The 14,418-nt window shown below is 37.2% G+C and carries 15 protein-coding genes; 3 read left to right on the forward strand and 12 right to left on the reverse strand.

The features are described 5' to 3' along the window. Window positions 1-93: 93 nt before the first annotated feature. The 5 genes from ACY9Z2_RS03450 to ACY9Z2_RS03470 all read right to left on the reverse strand — a co-directional run bounded on the left by ACY9Z2_RS03450 (window position 94) and on the right by ACY9Z2_RS03470 (window position 3,404). The gene (locus tag ACY9Z2_RS03450) at window positions 94-510 is read right to left on the reverse strand and encodes a GNAT family N-acetyltransferase (RefSeq protein WP_463608201.1); all 417 of its coding nucleotides are present in this window, start codon (window positions 508-510) and stop codon (window positions 94-96) included. Further along, window positions 507-935: an NUDIX domain-containing protein gene (locus tag ACY9Z2_RS03455; protein ID WP_463608202.1), complete on the reverse strand. Its 429-nt coding sequence runs from the start codon at window positions 933-935 to the stop codon at window positions 507-509. The genes ACY9Z2_RS03450 and ACY9Z2_RS03455 overlap by 4 nt, the downstream gene beginning before the upstream one ends. Before the next feature lies 1 nt (window position 936). Beyond that, window positions 937-1,122, reverse strand: coding sequence for a hypothetical protein (locus ACY9Z2_RS03460; protein WP_463608203.1), 186 nt, complete (start codon window positions 1,120-1,122; stop codon window positions 937-939). Window positions 1,123-1,142: 20 nt separating this feature from the next. Then, a complete protein-coding gene (locus tag ACY9Z2_RS03465) occupies window positions 1,143-1,400 on the reverse strand; it encodes a hypothetical protein (RefSeq protein WP_463608204.1) in 258 nt (85 codons plus the stop codon). A 288-nt stretch (window positions 1,401-1,688) separates the two neighbouring features. Continuing rightward, complete coding sequence (locus ACY9Z2_RS03470; RefSeq protein ID WP_463608205.1) at window positions 1,689-3,404, reverse strand: ABC transporter ATP-binding protein; 1,716 nt, start codon at window positions 3,402-3,404, stop codon at window positions 1,689-1,691. A gap of 179 nt (window positions 3,405-3,583) precedes the next feature. On the opposite strand from ACY9Z2_RS03470, the gene ACY9Z2_RS03475 reads away from it, so the two are divergent. From ACY9Z2_RS03475 to ACY9Z2_RS03485, 3 genes are all read left to right on the forward strand, one after another. Then, window positions 3,584-3,946: a c-type cytochrome gene (locus tag ACY9Z2_RS03475; protein WP_463608206.1), complete on the forward strand. Its 363-nt coding sequence runs from the start codon at window positions 3,584-3,586 to the stop codon at window positions 3,944-3,946. Between the two features lie 159 nt (window positions 3,947-4,105). Then, the gene (locus tag ACY9Z2_RS03480; RefSeq protein ID WP_463608207.1) at window positions 4,106-4,480 is read left to right on the forward strand and encodes a DoxX family protein; all 375 of its coding nucleotides are present in this window, start codon (window positions 4,106-4,108) and stop codon (window positions 4,478-4,480) included. A 63-nt stretch (window positions 4,481-4,543) separates the two neighbouring features. Then, a complete protein-coding gene (locus ACY9Z2_RS03485) occupies window positions 4,544-5,362 on the forward strand; it encodes a DUF2935 domain-containing protein (RefSeq protein ID WP_463608208.1) in 819 nt (272 codons plus the stop codon). A gap of 131 nt (window positions 5,363-5,493) precedes the next feature. Here the strand turns inward: ACY9Z2_RS03485 and ACY9Z2_RS03490 are convergent, their stop codons facing one another. The 7 genes from ACY9Z2_RS03490 to ACY9Z2_RS03520 form a co-directional block, all read right to left on the reverse strand. Next, window positions 5,494-6,702, reverse strand: a complete 1,209-nt coding sequence (locus tag ACY9Z2_RS03490; protein WP_463608209.1) for a S1C family serine protease — start codon at window positions 6,700-6,702, stop codon at window positions 5,494-5,496. A 28-nt stretch (window positions 6,703-6,730) separates the two neighbouring features. After that, on the reverse strand, window positions 6,731-7,528 hold the full coding sequence (locus ACY9Z2_RS03495; RefSeq protein WP_463608210.1) for an MBL fold metallo-hydrolase: 798 nt from the start codon (window positions 7,526-7,528) through the stop codon (window positions 6,731-6,733). Next, on the reverse strand, window positions 7,525-8,466 hold the full coding sequence (locus tag ACY9Z2_RS03500) for a two-component system regulatory protein YycI (protein WP_463608211.1): 942 nt from the start codon (window positions 8,464-8,466) through the stop codon (window positions 7,525-7,527). Before ACY9Z2_RS03500 ends, ACY9Z2_RS03495 begins: the two co-directional genes overlap by 4 nt. Beyond that, window positions 8,447-9,775, reverse strand: a complete 1,329-nt coding sequence (locus tag ACY9Z2_RS03505; RefSeq protein WP_463608212.1) for a YycH family regulatory protein — start codon at window positions 9,773-9,775, stop codon at window positions 8,447-8,449. Before ACY9Z2_RS03505 ends, ACY9Z2_RS03500 begins: the two co-directional genes overlap by 20 nt. Beyond that, a complete protein-coding gene (gene walK / locus ACY9Z2_RS03510; RefSeq protein WP_463608213.1) occupies window positions 9,772-11,604 on the reverse strand; it encodes a cell wall metabolism sensor histidine kinase WalK in 1,833 nt (610 codons plus the stop codon). The genes ACY9Z2_RS03505 and walK overlap by 4 nt, the downstream gene beginning before the upstream one ends. 6 nt (window positions 11,605-11,610) lie before the next feature. Further along, window positions 11,611-12,315: a response regulator YycF gene (yycF, locus tag ACY9Z2_RS03515; protein WP_463608214.1), complete on the reverse strand. Its 705-nt coding sequence runs from the start codon at window positions 12,313-12,315 to the stop codon at window positions 11,611-11,613. A gap of 158 nt (window positions 12,316-12,473) precedes the next feature. Beyond that, a complete protein-coding gene (locus tag ACY9Z2_RS03520; protein WP_463608215.1) occupies window positions 12,474-13,910 on the reverse strand; it encodes a LysM peptidoglycan-binding domain-containing M23 family metallopeptidase in 1,437 nt (478 codons plus the stop codon). Between the last annotated feature and the right edge of the window lie 508 nt (window positions 13,911-14,418).

The raw sequence follows: 14,418 nt of genomic DNA on the forward strand, positions 1-14,418 counted from the left end.
GATGTGTTACCATGTTGTTTTATGAAACTGATGCAGCAAATACGCAATTATCAATGCGACAGCCATGGCAATTAATACAAATTCAATTTCCATCTAGTCACCACCTTCATCCAAGTATTCACATCGAAATCGTTCCACACCAGGGTATTTTTCACCTAACGTTGTAATTCTGAATCCAAGTGTCTGGTAAAAATCCACGGCATCTTTATCTGTTTCCGCAGTAATTTTATCAGGGGAATAGCGCTCGCAAAGAAACTGAAACAACTTCCTCCCAATACCTGTCCCCCGTGTTTCACGTGAAACAGCAATATGCTTAATTACGCATTCCGTATCGCTTTCCCATTCAATCCCGATACATCCTATTGCATTACCGTCTTGTTGATAAGAAAATAGATTCATATGTTTAGACTTTTTGTATTCGGAATATGCTTGTTCTGGATTAGACGTTGCGTAGGATAAAAGCTGAATTAAAGCGTCGCAGTTTTTGTCTACATCAACTTCTACAATCACGATGATCCTTCTTTCACTGCCCATACTTGATTGTCATTTTCAAGTAACTGCAAAGCTTTTTCTACAGTGTGCCATTCCAAAAAGTGATCATCCTCAACAGGCTCTTGAATTTTACCTTTAAGCTGTGCAAAATAGAAGTACCCATCAATTAAGATCGGTTCTTGTGTAGTAGAATGTAGTAAGTAACGCTGTGCACGCCCTATATATGTACCCATTTCTATTTCGTATCCTGTCTCCTCTAGTAGCTCTCTTTCTAGGCACTCTGGATGTTCTTCGTTTTGTTCCATTCCACCACCAGGTAAAAAATATTTACCTCTTGAACCACGAATTATAGCTACATTATCCTTTGATGAATCAAGAATTACAGCATAAACCCCTTTTCTAACGCGATAATTCAATCCCTTGATTTTTTCTCCAAATATCATATTAGGAATCTGCCTTTCTTAATTTATATGTGTTTCCAATAGCACCAATCATTCCAGATAGGAAAAAAATAACAGAAACGACAGTGGCAGTTATGTTTAACTCCTCAAACAAGAGGCGGTATAGCCCGACAAGAACTAGTAATAATGAGCCGAATAAACCAATATAGATTTTCGTTTTATCGTCCATCAGAATTCCTCCATTATCTGTTATGCCTCACCGATTCCAAACGCAAGTAATAAAATATATACAATCGATCCGAATGCAACCAGGTTTAGTAACATAAGTAACCATTTTGTCCATCCTGAACCCTTAAGGGCTAAAAGAAACCCAATAATCGGGAAAATGGCCATCACAATAATAACGACTTTTCCAAGTGACCAAAACGTAAAGCCGCTTCCCATTAGAACGAACAATACAACAAATAAAAGAAATAATACAAACGAGAAAAAGTTGAAGTTATTCATTGATGCGATCCTCCTTATACGTGCGTTTTATATTAATTCTATTTTAACATGAATTTAACTTGATTATTATAATATTTCGGATTATTTATCGTCTGACATAGACCTGTTTAACGGGGTAGGGATAATTTATCAGTAGGTTTCTTATATTTATCAGCAACTTCTTTACATTTCTCGGGAACTTTGACATATTTATCGGGAACTTTTTTCGTTTATCAGGAAAAACCACAATTTTATCAGGATTTTCTTAGCACTTTACACAAAAAAAGAACCCAGCCACTAAGCTGAGTTCTACGTCATCTGTACCTTATGCAGATTAGCAAATATGCCGTCTTTTTCAATCAATTCATCATGGTTTCCTTGTTCTGCAATGCCTTCCTTGGTCACTACCATGATGCGATCAGCGTTCTTGATAGTCGCCAAACGATGGGCGATGACCAAAGTTGTACGGTCTTTTGCTAGCTCTGTTAACGCTTTTTGAATAATCATTTCTGTTTCTGTATCAAGTGCTGATGTTGCTTCGTCCAAAATCAAAATTGGAGGGTTTTTCAAAAACATCCGTGCAATTGCGATCCGTTGTTTTTGACCACCAGAAAGTTTCAGTCCTCGCTCACCAACTTGCGTTTCATAGCCATGCGGCAATTCTTTTATGAATTCTTCCATATGTGCCGCTTTAGCAGCTTGTTTGATTTCTTCATCTGTTGCATCCAGTCGACCGTATGCAATGTTCTCACGTAGCGTACCAGTAAATAGGAAAACATCCTGCTGCACAATTCCGATTTGGTGGCGCAGTGATTCCTTTGTCATGTCACGCAGATCGATACCATCAATCTTAATGCTACCTTCCTCTACATCATAAAATCTTGGGATTAATGAGCAAATGGTTGTTTTACCAGCCCCGGATGGTCCAACGAAGGCTATCGTTTCACCAGCATTTACTGAAAAACTCAAGTCGTTTAAAACTGGTGCTTGTGTTTTTTCATAACCGAAAGTGACATGGTCAAACGTAATATCGCCTCGTAGCGATTTGATTTCTTCTGCACCCTCGCGATTTACTACTTCCGGCGCAACATCTAATAAGTCAGTGAAGCGCTTGAATCCGGCCATTCCTTTTGGATATAACTCAAGTAGTGCACTAATTTTTTCAATCGGTTTAAAAAGTACATTCGTATATAAAATAAAGGCAACCAAGTCACCATTTGAAATTTCACCCTGGAAATTTAACCACGAACCAACTACAAGTACAACTAAGACAATTAAACGCATCATCATATAAATATTAGAATGTACGAAAGCCATCACTCTATACGCCGTAATTTTAGCAGCTCGGAAGCTATAGTTGTCTTTTGTAAAACGTGCCATTTCGTGCTTTTCATTTGTAAAAGATTGCACAACTCGTACACCTGAAACAGCATCCTCCACACGTGCGTTAACCTCTGCAATATCCTTGTACATCCGCTTCCACGCAGCGTTCATCTTTATATTACTAAACGTGATCAACCAAATTAAAATTGGCACAACGATTAATATAATTAATGTTAGCTTCACATTAACGGTGAACATAATCCAAAACGCACCAATAAATGTCATGATAGCGATGAAAAAGTCCTCTGGCCCATGATGGGCAAGTTCGCCAATATCAAATAGGTCATTCGTAATCCGGCTCATAATATGTCCGGTTTTCGTATTATCAAAAAATCGAAATGATTGTAACTGAACATGATTAAATAGGTGTTGGCGCATGTCCGTCTCGATGTTAACACCTAACTTGTGACCCCAATATGTAACAATATATTGTAAAAAAGTACTGAGTAGGTAGATCAATAAAAGCCCAACACTAACAAGTACGATGACATCCCAGTTACTACTCGGCAAAAGCTTATCGATAAATTTTTGTACAGCAACTGGAAAGGCTAATTCAAGCAGTGCAACAACTACTGCGCAGCTAAAATCTATAATAAACAGTCGCTTATGCGGTTTATAATACGAGAAAAAACGTTTAATCACGTGGTGCACTTCCTTTTCTTTTGTTTCATAAAGCAAATTATAAGTCTAATTCTGTCGAATGGCAACAGGAAGGCTTTCCGACTAATTCGAAAATAAATGGATAGGCAAAAACGCTTTTAGAAATAATAGTAATGGGGTAATACCTAATTAATAACAATTATGAAAAAGGAGTGATACCATTGAAAAGTAAAAAGGGATTCCTTCTCACCTTTATGTTACTGCTATTAATTGTAGTGGTTACAGCTTGTGGTGGCGGTGGTGGAAATGAAGAAGCTACCGATGAGCAAGCAGGTCAAGAAGAAGGCGGTACTGCTACAGAAGCTGTAGATGGTAAAGCAATTTATGAGAATAACTGTATGTCCTGTCACGCAGCTAATGGTGCTGGCGGTAGTGGTCCAAGCCTTCAAAGTAGTACAGATAAAGCTGCTGTAGTAGAACAAATTAAAAAAGGTGGCGGCGGTATGCCAGCTTTTGAAGGTCAATTATCAGAAGAAGAAATTGATGCTGTAGCACAGTATATTATTGATGAAATTGCAAAGTAATTTTGAGCTATCCTCTGAATGCGTTAAGGGGATAGCTTTTTTGATGGAATTCAGCAATTCTAGTTCAACTTCCCAATCAACTACCTGTCCAAAATAGTTGTGAATGTTTGGCCAACCTATGCATATACATGAATCAAAATGACCTGGAGGTGTACATGCATGAGAATGCCAATAACAAACTGGCTTTGCTACACGGTAGGCTATGTCTTCATCATTACCGGACTTGTAAAATTATTATTTGATCAATTTCAGACGATATTTAGCAACTTGGATTTGCCTTTTCCAGCTACATTGCTTCTACTTGTGGCGGTTACAGAAATCGTTTGTGGTGCGCTAATTGCTGGAGGATTTTATGTAAAGGAAGCATCGATCCCGCTTATTGTAATCATTGCTGCAGCCATTATTATTACCAAGCTGCCTATTCTTACAGCAAGTGGAGTTTTTCAATTTTTGTATGAAGCTCGACTTGATATTGTATTGTTGATCTTATTACTTTTACTATTTAATCATGTGCGAGGTAGAAAGTTTAAGTAGGATACTACTATTCAGGATCTTCTTCTCATATCTTTTACTAACGAGTTAAAAGGAGTGAAGGCTATGGGAAATAAGGAGATATCTGTCTGGGAGGAACATCAATTTTTGCTAGAAATATTACAAGATCATGCAGTATTTGTTCGTAACTTTCTTGGGGCGGAGGAAGATCAGTTACTTAATGAAGCGAATAAATACATCGAACTGTTTCAGCAATTAAGAAATACATTAACGACAATAGATCCTCAAATTGATGCAGGGTCAGATATCGCAATCCAATTCGCGCAACAAGCATATCCAGTTGCACACGGCTATTACACATTAGAAGGTCACATTCAAAGTTTGCGGATTTCAAATGAGGTAGTTATTCATTTATCACCAACATATTTTAACGGTACTTTAAATGAAAACGAGGAATACCTTCGCCAACTAAGTTACTATGTAAAAGGAGAAAAGCCACCACTACTTCATTTAGTCGATTTACTTGATTTATGGTTGGAGGATCAGTTAGGTCACGCGGCTTTGCTAATAGAGGCGCTTGATCTCATTGAAACGATTCTTGTTGAGGAGCTACGAAAAATAAAAAGTTTATTTCAGGCACACATGGTTAAAAATGAAGCAATGAAAGGTTATTTGCGATTCAAATATCCTGGCTTTCCTGCACAAGAGCATTTTGCTAGGGAAGTTTCGGTTAGTGTAAATGCCTTCAATCAAATTGTTAAGGACGTTATTACGATGTACAAAAATGATACTGTCCTTAATCAAACTACCCTTCGATTTTTAGAACACCATTTACCTGAAGCCTGTTATTTTCTCAAAAAACTTAATAATTATGTCCCGCAAATAACCTTCCCTTCGTGCAACCTAACAAAGCCAACTTACTAAATTACGGAATGTGATACCAACGTGCTGGTATTGCATTCTTTTTTAGTTATCCACAGACTTATTCACATATGCACAAGTGTTCGTATTTTTCTCATGAAAAAACCACCTCCGTATGGAAGTGGTTTGAAAAACTAACGTTGCTGACCTAATCGTATCGTTGTTTGTTGTTGTTTACCATTGCGATAGAAGGTAACTTTCAAATTATCTCCAACTTCTTTTTCTTGATAAAGAACTTTTCGCAAATCAATCATATTCATTATTTTTTGACCGTCCACATGTGTAATAACGTCTAAACGTTCCAATCCTGCTTGGTCAGCTGGGGATAACTTTTCTACACTCCAGATGTAGACACCGCCTTCTACACCTTCAGGAAGATTTAATGTACTATCCCACTCTGATTGTGGTACTTCCTCCAGCGAGTAGATTTCTACACCTAAATATGGTCGAGTAATTTCTCCCTGTGTTTCTAATTCATGTATGAGTGGTCTTGCAATATCAATAGGAATGGCGAACCCGATTCCTTCAACAGCTGTTTCGTTAATTTTCATTGAATTAATTCCGATTAACTGCCCTTTTATGTTGATAAGAGCACCACCACTGTTACCAGGGTTAATGGCTGCATCCGTTTGAATTACTTCCGCTTGCCAATCTGCACGCCCATCCTGATTAAAATCTTGTGGAACAGTTCGTTGCTTACCACTTATTACTCCTTGTGTAACGGAACCAGAAAACCGCATTCCCAAAGGATTTCCAATTGCAATTGCAGGTTCACCTACTTTGACACTCTCAGACGATCCCATTTCAATTACCTGTGTAACATGCTCGCCATCCATCCGTAAAACAGCAAGATCAGAAAATAAATCGCTACCCAGTATTTCTGCTTCTATGTGCGTATCATCGGATAAGACAACTTCCACTGTATCGGCACCTTGGACTACATGATGATTGGTAATCACGTATGCATAGCCGTCTTCCTTTTTATAAATAACTCCGGAACCAGTACCGACTTCACTTTCTTGTTCCTGCCAATACTCCATCTGTTGTTGAATATTGATAACACCAACGACTGCCGGAGCCACCTTATCAACTACATCTGTAACCTGGGTGGACACATCCACATTCACATAACTGTTTCCTGATTCCTGACGAATAAAATTATCCTGGTTCTCATTTCCGTTCATCCATGTCTGTGGAAGCATATTTGATTGCAATAATGAAGGCATGGCAATAATCACGACTAGGACACCAATAACAACACCTATAAGAACAGGCACTAACCAATTCTTTTTACGCTTAGGTCGTCGTTCTGGTGGTGGATATTGATTATAAAAATCGTCCATCCGATCATTCCTTTCGTTTTTACAGCGCCTAGCCCACCTCGTATAGATCAGTAGCAGTTTTAGGGTCAGTATCCATAATATTTACGGTTTTACCAACCTGCACACCACGTTCCTCCAGCATATTGCTAACCGACATCCGGGCTAGGTCTTTCATATTATTATCTTGACTTAAATGCGCCAAATAAATACGTTTTGTGCGATTTCCAATAATATCATAAAGCGCTAAGCCACAATCTTCATTCGAAACATGCCCTGAGTCTCCAAGAATACGACGCTTTACATTCCATGGGTACCTCCCCATTTGAAGCATACCTACATCATGATTTGCCTCAAAGATATACGCATCTGCATCCTCCACAGTTTTTTTAATGCGATCCGACACATAACCAAGGTCCGTTACTAATGCAACTTTTTTATTGTCATGATGGAATGTATAAAACATCGGTTCGGCTGCATCGTGCGAAACACCAAACGACTCTACATCCATATCGCTAAACGTTTTTACTTCTTCCATACCAAAATGAAATTTCTGATCTAAAGAAATCGTACCGATAGACCCTTCCATTGCTTTCCACGTTTTTTCATTTGCGTAGATAGGTAAATTATATTTACGCGCAATGATTCCTAGACCTTTTATATGATCACTATGCTCGTGCGTAACCAATATGCCAGTCAATTTAGTAGGATCAACACGCACTTCTCCTAATAGCCTGTCCATTTGTTTACCGCTTAAACCTGCATCGACTAAAAGCTTTTCTTTTTCTGATTCAATATAAAAAGCATTCCCCGTACTGCCCGATGCTAATACACTAAAACGTAACGTCATTCTGTTTCACTCCGATTCGCTGCTTCCGTTCGTTTGGTTAAAAGACTTAAAAAGTACTCTTTCAAATCCTTATTACCTGAAATGGTGTTAACTTTTTCTATAATACTCTCGATTGTTTCCTGCAAAAATGCCTTGTCGTTACTTGGAAAAATATATGCTTCAAGCGCATTAACAAAGTAGCTCTGCTTGTCATCTATCGTTATCTTCCACGTTTGAGCAAATACCTGTTTTGCATCCTCCAGCGTAATTCGTGTGTAGTAGCCTAGATCAACATTTGTCACTTCTTCATCTGGGTTCAATTCGTTCTCCTGATATAGCTTATTAATTGCTTGTATCGCTTGCGACAAATTATCCATAGATACTGTATTTGTTACATCACCAAGCATGGATTGCGTATAAAAACTGATTTCATTTTCATCGTTTAAAAAAACGAGAATTAAGCCATTCTGGTTATAATAGATTGGTAAATCATACTTTTCCTGAAAGAAAACCAAAATATTGAATTCCTTGTTCCAATCCCAGAACTTGTAATCACCCGGTGAAATGATTTTTAATTTACTTTTTACCAATGTCTCAATTTCACCGTCTTTTGCATCCTCTGGTATTTGGATGGTTTCCTTTAACCTAGAAATAACAAATTCCTTATCGATTACAGCAGTTTCTTGATTTTCTGCACCCATAACCATTGCAATACTATCCTCTGTATAAATCTGTTGTTTTACAGAAATATACGCTTCATTTAATTTTACCTTTGGAGGATCCTCAGCAGTTATCGTTATATTTTCTGCTTTAAGATTTTGTTCAATGGACAGCTCCTGCCCTTCATTTAGGGTTCGTATATTTTCCTCATCCTGTTTTTGAACAAATTGAACGAGTAAATAGATATCTAAGATAAGGAAGCAAAGAATAAATAGTGTTTTAATTTGCGTCCATTGCATCCTTTGCCCCTCCTATCTCTTGTTCTATTGGCATGAAGTCAATACGATTCCATTCATTGTCCACCTGTACATACCATGATGGTTCCAATGCTACCGAAAAAGAGGTATCTTCGTTCTTATTATAGTATCGATAGCCTAATTTAATATCTTGAATGTCTTCTAGTTTGTTTTCTTTTGCGAATTCTGTAGTCAGATATGAAATTAGCTCCTCTGCTGATTTTAATTCAACTTTTTCTTTACTTATATCACTCATTAGATTAACTAACGGTCGTCGATACTCATAAAGTTGTGTTATACTACGCCATTGTTGATAAATGGTTGTTAGCGAATCATCACCAAATACAGGGTATCCTTTATAATACATGCGATACTGAATTGAATTGGAATTAAGATCAATATTAAAGAGGTGGTAATCATCGGTCCATCCTTGGTGATCACTAATGTTACTCATGCTCCATTCCACTAGCTGTTGTTTATTAATAGAAACGGTATCCGTTTGTGATGGATTAATAAAGCGTATGCTCTGTCCTTCGTCTAATAATTCCATTGTTCTGATGCCGTCATTAAAATGGTTTCCTGCCCTGTCGACGATTGTGGGGAACAATGCATCTACTATCTTATCAGTCTCTATTCGCTCAACTGTCCGGTGTGTTTCGAGCATTTCACTGTTCGCCGGAATATAAATCGGTTCTTGCCCTTTTTCAAATAAAACGAGTGGTTGAAGATTTTTTTCATTCGAAATAAAGTTCATTACCAAGTTATATTTACTTTCATTGTTTACAGTTGCAACAGCTTGTTGTTGGTTATCCAAAATAAACCACAGTTTCATTTCTTTAAATTTCTCATTAAACGTTAACGTAATGTTGTTAAAAAACCAACTTTGTGGTACTTCAGTTTCAAAATTGGTAAACCTGAACAACGATGGTAGCAAGTCGACTGGAATTGATTCCGGAAAGGTTATCGTCGCATGAATAAAGTTATTACTAAAATCATTTTGCTTTTCCACCTGTTGAAAGTCATAGAGCTTCCATGAACTCATATCTTGGTACAGTGTATCTAAAAAGTAGGTCTCTTGTTGAGCCGGTCTTTCAGGCTGATAATGTTCATCCCCAATATGAAACTTAATTTCGCCAGGTTGGATTAATTCTCGAACATTATCGATGGCCTGTCCACCTATATCCACAGTTTTTTTTGGTTTATTATCCAAAGCTGTTGAATTATATTCGTAATCCCAAAGACCAAATGTGAGCAGCAGGCTTACACCTACTAAGAATGCTAATGTTAAGGATTTAACAGATTCAAACTTCACGATGCATTCCTCCGCTTCTTATTCATTAGCGGAAGTGTAAAGAGAATAGTAGTCCCTTTACCTTCTTTGCTTTTCGCCCATATTTTACCGTGATGAGCCTCAACCAATTCTTTTGCAATAGCCAGTCCGAGACCAGTGCCACCAACCTTGCGATTACGGGCTTTATCCGCACGGTAAAAACGTTCAAAAATTTTATCTAATTTTTCATATGCAATGCCAGGACCCTCATCCTGAATACTAACAATTAGTTGATATTTTTGTTTTTCTACCTTAAACCGAATAGAACCGCCATTTGGCGAATATTTAACTGCGTTCGATATGATGTTATCCAACACTTGCGTCATTTTATCTTTATCTAAGTATACAAAATATTGACCTGTGGGAAGATCACGAATCAAATTGATTTTCTCAGATACGTTCATATCAAAACGATCAACAATATGGTGCATATATCCGATAAAATCAGTCCGTTCTTTATGCAACCCATAATCCTTATGATCCATTTTCGATAGTTGCAACAAATCATTAACCATTCGAATCATGCGCTCTGTTTCATTTTGGGTAACACTTAAGAATTTAGGTGCAATATCTTTGTTTTCCCACGCACCTTCTGTCAGTGCTTCTATATAACTGCGCATTGTTGTTAATGGTGTTCTGAGCTCATGTGATACATTCGAAACAAATTCACGTCGCTCTTGCTCTACTTTTTCTTGTTCGGTTACATCACTAATAACCGTAATAAATCCACTAATTTCCTCATACTCATCTAAAATAATCGAAAAGTTAGCCCGAATCAGGAAGATCTCATCATCCTCACTAAAATCAATAATTAATGATCCAGTATCCTGCAGCTCTGAAATATCTACTACTTTATCACTTAACTGTAGGACATCTAGTAGGAAACTTCCCCTAATATCGTCTGGGTCTTGTCCAATAAGCACTGCAGCAGCGTCATTCATCAGTGTTACCGCACCTTTACTATCTGTAGCGATAACCCCATCTGACATATTCGAAAGAACAGAGCTTAACTTTCGCCGTTCTTCTTCAGTAGTGGCTTGAGAATGTCTCAATTTATCGTTTAGATCATTGAACGTTTCAGCAAGATTCCCAATCTCATCAGTGCTATAAACGTTAACTTTCTGAGAAAAGTCTCCTCTTGCCATTGTTTGAGCTTGTCTACGCATTTCTTTGATTGGCTTGGTAATTGTTCGGGCAATTAATACACCGATTAACGCAGAAACGGAAACTGCCCAAATCGATCCTTGTAAAAAGATTTTGTTGATTTCCTTCAGCTGATTGTAAACATCCTCCATGGAAGACTCAATGTAAATCGCACCCATCGTTTCTCCCGCGCTATCCTTCAGTGCCACTGCTCCTATATAATATCGCGTATTATCTGCACTTAAACGTTTATCATAATCAGCACTTCCAGCAAATAATAAGACCTTAGATATAAGATCTTCGGATGACTTCTTTCCAATCCTGTCGTACAGTCTAAAGTCATTTGTCCCAAGTATACGACCTTGTAGATCAACTACTTGTATACTTGTAATATCATCGGTATCAACATCTTGTACAAAATTATTCACTTCTTCTTGAAGAGTCATTTCCCCTTCGCCTTCAATTCTCTCTTTCATAAAAATTTGTTCAAGATTGACCTTTAAATAGCCTACCCGGTCCTCCACTGAATCCTTGAAACTTTCCGTTAGCTTTTGTTCTAAATTGTCCACGAAATAAGATCCAATAACTTGAATCGCCACTAGCAACAGTAGAATAAAGATTATTATAAACTTTAATTGTATTGACCGGAAAAAGCCTACTTTTTTCATAAAAACCTACTCCTGCTCAGGATTACGTAAATAATACCCAACACCTCGACGTGTTACGATCCAACTTGGATTACTTGGACTTTCTTCAATTTTTTCGCGTAAACGACGCACGGTTACGTCTACTGTTCGGACATCACCATAATAGTCATAGCCCCAAACCGTTTCTAGTAAATGTTCACGGGTCATGACTTGACCAATATGTCTAGCTAAATAATGTAGAAGCTCGAATTCACGGTGTGTTAGTTCCACCTGGTCACCATCACGTGTTACCGCATAAGCATCAGGGTGAATGACTAAACTTCCGATTACAATATCTTTTGTTGTTTTCACCGAGTCGTCTGGAACGTTTTGTTGACGACGCAAATTAGCTTTCACACGTGCTACAAGTTCACGGTTGCTAAAAGGCTTTGTCACATAATCATCCGCTCCAAGCTCAAGCCCTAAAACCTTATCAATTTCTGAATCCTTAGCAGTAAGCATGATAATTGGCATTGATTGTGTTTTACGAATTTCTCTACATACTTCATTTCCGTCTTTACCAGGTAACATGATGTCTAATAAAACCAAATCTGGTTTTTCTGTTTCCGCAAGTTCAATTGCTTCGTCACCATCATACGCACAAACTACTTGATAACCTTCTTTTTCTAAGTTGAATTTCAATATATCTGCAATTGGTTGTTCATCATCTACAACTAATATTTTTTGACTCAAATCCGCCACATCCTTTTACGATGTTCAAAAAGGCAAATTACCATTTTTGAACACACATTTTTAAGACATTCTTATTCTCTATTTTATCGTACTTTCCCTTAAATGTCTTTTTCTATACGAAAAAAGGCCAACTCGATTGAGTTAACCTTCTGTTTTTATTAAAAATAGCTAGCAGGAGTTTTTAATACCCCGTTCACGTAAACTTCAAAGTGTAGGTGAACGCCGGTTGATCTTCCTGTCGTTCCCATGACTCCTATTTGGCTACCACGTTCTACCGTTTGTCCTGGGCGAACATGAATAGAAGATAAATGCGCGTAGATTGTCTTCATTCCATTGTTATGATTTATAACAATTTTATTACCAAAGCTGCCATCGTATCCAGCTTCTACAACAACACCATTGTCTGCTGCTAAAATAGCTCTATTACTTGGGCGGGCAATATCCATACCTTTATGCATTCTGCCCCAGCGCATTCCAACTCCACTAGAAACATAACCACCAATAGTCGGCCAATGAAGATTTCCTGTTCCACGTGATGAAATTACCTTTGTACCTTCTATGACAATTTCCTTTTCGGGTTCATCTATTACTGTTTCTTCGATTATTTTCTTAGATGTTTGCTTACCGTTAATCAATTCAATTGTATAATGTACTTTTTTCTTTCCATCAGATCCTTCTTGCTTTACCTTTTCTTCACCTTTGTATAAATCGTCCGATTCAATAACTTCTTTCTTATGCTCAATTGTTTCTTCGACTAACGCTTCCTTCTTAACGATTACATTTACAAAAGGTGCATATTCTGTTACTTGTAACTTTTCGCCGATGTTAAGAATAGATTCTTCGGTTAGATTTGGATTTAATTGCAGCAGTTTTTCTGTAGACATATCATACATACTTGCAATTTCGCCTAGAACTTCACCCTCATCCACCGTATGCTTTTTTTCTTCCAATGTGCCTTTTTCCAGCATTTTGACACCTTGTTTTACAGTCAGAATCTTCTCAGGGTCTACTTTTGTTGCTACAGTAGCTATTTCTTTAGATAAAGACACTTCGATAACATTTGAATCTCCAACGGAAAGAGAGGGTTCGTCACCACTAATCCGAAGAGATCCGTTTGATTTCGGTTCACTAGACCTATTTAATTTATCTAACGTTTCTTTGCTTACAAATTTGTTTTTATATGTATATAGTACTTGTTGAATTGTATTTTTATCTGTAAAAAAACCAACCGTTTCATCGGCAATTCTAAGTTCCATCGCTTCTGCCTTGATAGAAACCCCGTTTGTAACAGCTTCGATAACTTTTACATTGTTATATGTAGGATTGAAAACTTTTTCTTGAATATATGAAACTGTTTTACCTGGTACGATTGTGTATGTACTGTATTTCTTTTTTCCTTTTGCTATTTTTTCGTCTACTATTTTCTGTACAACTTCCTTGTTATCTACTTTTCCAATGTGTTCTCCATCAAGATAGACGTGGTAGACCATTTCTAATTCATTAGATTCAGCTGATACAGTAGTAGCAAAAGTTAAACTAAAAACGATAAAAATGACAAATGAAATATTTCTTAAAACTTGTAAATGATTTAACACGATGATCGTTCCCCCTGATTCCCTAAACACTTTCTCTTAATAAGGTCGACTTCCACGATGTCCTTTCTCAATCTACCATAGGTTTAGGAAATAAGTAATAGGGTATAAAGAACTGTAAAGCAACTGTATAATTTCTTACAATTTTTTACACAAATGTTAGTGTAAAAATACACTTTTTGTTTAAAAATACTATTTTAGTAGAATTTGTATCGACATACATTACATTTCTATTACAAAACAGGCACTAGATTCGTGACGAAATACCCAGAATCCTGTCGATTGTTAGAATTGTCGGCATCCGCCTCGTCCTTAATAGCGAATGCCGAAGTTTTTCTTATAAGGTCTACCATAATTTATACTCTCTGATGTTATTGGAAAACTTGGCTTATCGCCAAGTTTTAATGGCGAAAGCCTTAGTTGCCCTTATACTGATATCCATAAAAACGTATACTTTGCTATCAGTATAAAAAAAGATAACCCTGTCTTGTCCAAAGACAAGGAAGAGTTA

The organism is Virgibacillus sp. GM2-2 (assembly GCF_055329585.1).

What these genes read in the sequence shown, in the direction of transcription:
- walK (WP_463608213.1), bottom strand. Translation starts at nt 11,604, where the DNA reads ATGAAAAAAGTAGGCTTTTTCCGGTCAATACAATTAAAGTTTATAATA.
- ACY9Z2_RS03460 (WP_463608203.1), bottom strand. Translation starts at nt 1,122, where the DNA reads ATGGACGATAAAACGAAAATCTATATTGGTTTATTCGGCTCATTATTA.
- ACY9Z2_RS03485 (WP_463608208.1), top strand. Translation starts at nt 4,544, where the DNA reads ATGGGAAATAAGGAGATATCTGTCTGGGAGGAACATCAATTTTTGCTA.
- ACY9Z2_RS03495 (WP_463608210.1), bottom strand. Translation starts at nt 7,528, where the DNA reads ATGACGTTACGTTTTAGTGTATTAGCATCGGGCAGTACGGGGAATGCT.
- ACY9Z2_RS03490 (WP_463608209.1), bottom strand. Translation starts at nt 6,702, where the DNA reads ATGGACGATTTTTATAATCAATATCCACCACCAGAACGACGACCTAAG.
- ACY9Z2_RS03465 (WP_463608204.1), bottom strand. Translation starts at nt 1,400, where the DNA reads ATGAATAACTTCAACTTTTTCTCGTTTGTATTATTTCTTTTATTTGTT.
- ACY9Z2_RS03480 (WP_463608207.1), top strand. Translation starts at nt 4,106, where the DNA reads ATGAGAATGCCAATAACAAACTGGCTTTGCTACACGGTAGGCTATGTC.
- ACY9Z2_RS03500 (WP_463608211.1), bottom strand. Translation starts at nt 8,466, where the DNA reads ATGCAATGGACGCAAATTAAAACACTATTTATTCTTTGCTTCCTTATC.
- ACY9Z2_RS03455 (WP_463608202.1), bottom strand. Translation starts at nt 935, where the DNA reads ATGATATTTGGAGAAAAAATCAAGGGATTGAATTATCGCGTTAGAAAA.